The 1,093-nt window shown below is 52.9% G+C and carries 1 protein-coding gene and 1 rRNA gene (1 of these 2 only partly in view); one reads left to right on the top strand and one right to left on the bottom strand.

The window, feature by feature from the left end:
- Window positions 1-759: ribosomal RNA gene (locus J4G32_RS20615) — 23S ribosomal RNA — on the bottom strand; it reaches 2,058 nt to the left of the window's first position.
- A gap of 152 nt (window positions 760-911) precedes the next feature.
- Here J4G32_RS20615 and J4G32_RS20620 point away from each other — a divergent pair.
- A partial coding sequence (locus J4G32_RS20620; RefSeq protein ID WP_210497484.1) for a hypothetical protein occupies window positions 912-1,093 on the top strand: 182 nt, incomplete at its 3' end.

The raw sequence follows: 1,093 nt of genomic DNA on the forward strand, positions 1-1,093 counted from the left end.
ACCTGCACATGGCTAGATCACTCGGTTTCGGGTCTAAAGCAACGAACTGAACGCCCTATTCAGACTCGCTTTCGCTGCGCCTCCACCTATCGGCTTAAGCTTGCTCGTTACTTTAAGTCGCTGACCCATTATACAAAAGGTACGCGGTCACCCAGGACAAACCTTGGGCTCCCACTGTTTGTAAGCATCCGGTTTCAGGAACTATTTCACTCCCCTCGTCGGGGTGCTTTTCACCTTTCCCTCACGGTACTTGTTCGCTATCGGTCGCTGAGGAGTACTTAGGCTTGGAGGGTGGTCCCCCCATGTTCAGACAGGATTTCACGTGTCCCGCCCTACTCGTATCCCGGGAAAGTCCTTATCCGTACGGGGCTATCACCCGATCTCGCCCACCTTTCCAGATGGTTCCGGTTAAACTGTTCCCAGGCATTGGCCTGGTCCGCGTTCGCTCGCCACTACTAACGGAGTCTCGTTGATGTCCTTTCCTCCGGGTACTTAGATGTTTCAGTTCCCCGGGTTCGCCTTAAACCCCTATGTATTCAGGATCTAATACCTTCATCTGACCCCTTGTAGTCCAACCTCACCACCAAATAAAATCCAGTAATGAGACCAGAATACAAGAGATCGAAGGTGGGTTTCCCCATTCGGAAATCCCTGGATCAAAGCTCGTTCGCAGCTCCCCAAGGCTTATCGCAGCGTACCACGTCCTTCATCGCCTCTCAGCGCCAAGGCATCCACCGAATGCTCTTAAGACACTTGATTACTCTCATGATCGATGCCCGTCCTCGGCAGAGGCGGACACGACCTAAAAGAAAGACCTGTCCGGACAATTTCTCATCCGGACATTTGCTTGCCAAATACACCCGACCCAACAGCCTGCGGGGCCGTCGCGCTGATCACTCAGCAACGGTCGAATGTATTCCCTCTTTACGATTTCAAATATCCGCAAAACCGCTCTTCTTCAAAGCAGCCCGCGAACCTCTGTGACATCCGGACAAAACCAACAACAAACCACCAAGCCGATCAAAGATCGGAGCCGCCAAAGCCGATCAAAGATCGGGGCCGATCAAAGATCGGGGCCGATCAAAGATCGGGG

This window comes from Microvirga antarctica (assembly GCF_017921815.1).
GTDB classification, from domain to species: Bacteria; Pseudomonadota; Alphaproteobacteria; order Rhizobiales; family Beijerinckiaceae; genus Microvirga; species Microvirga antarctica.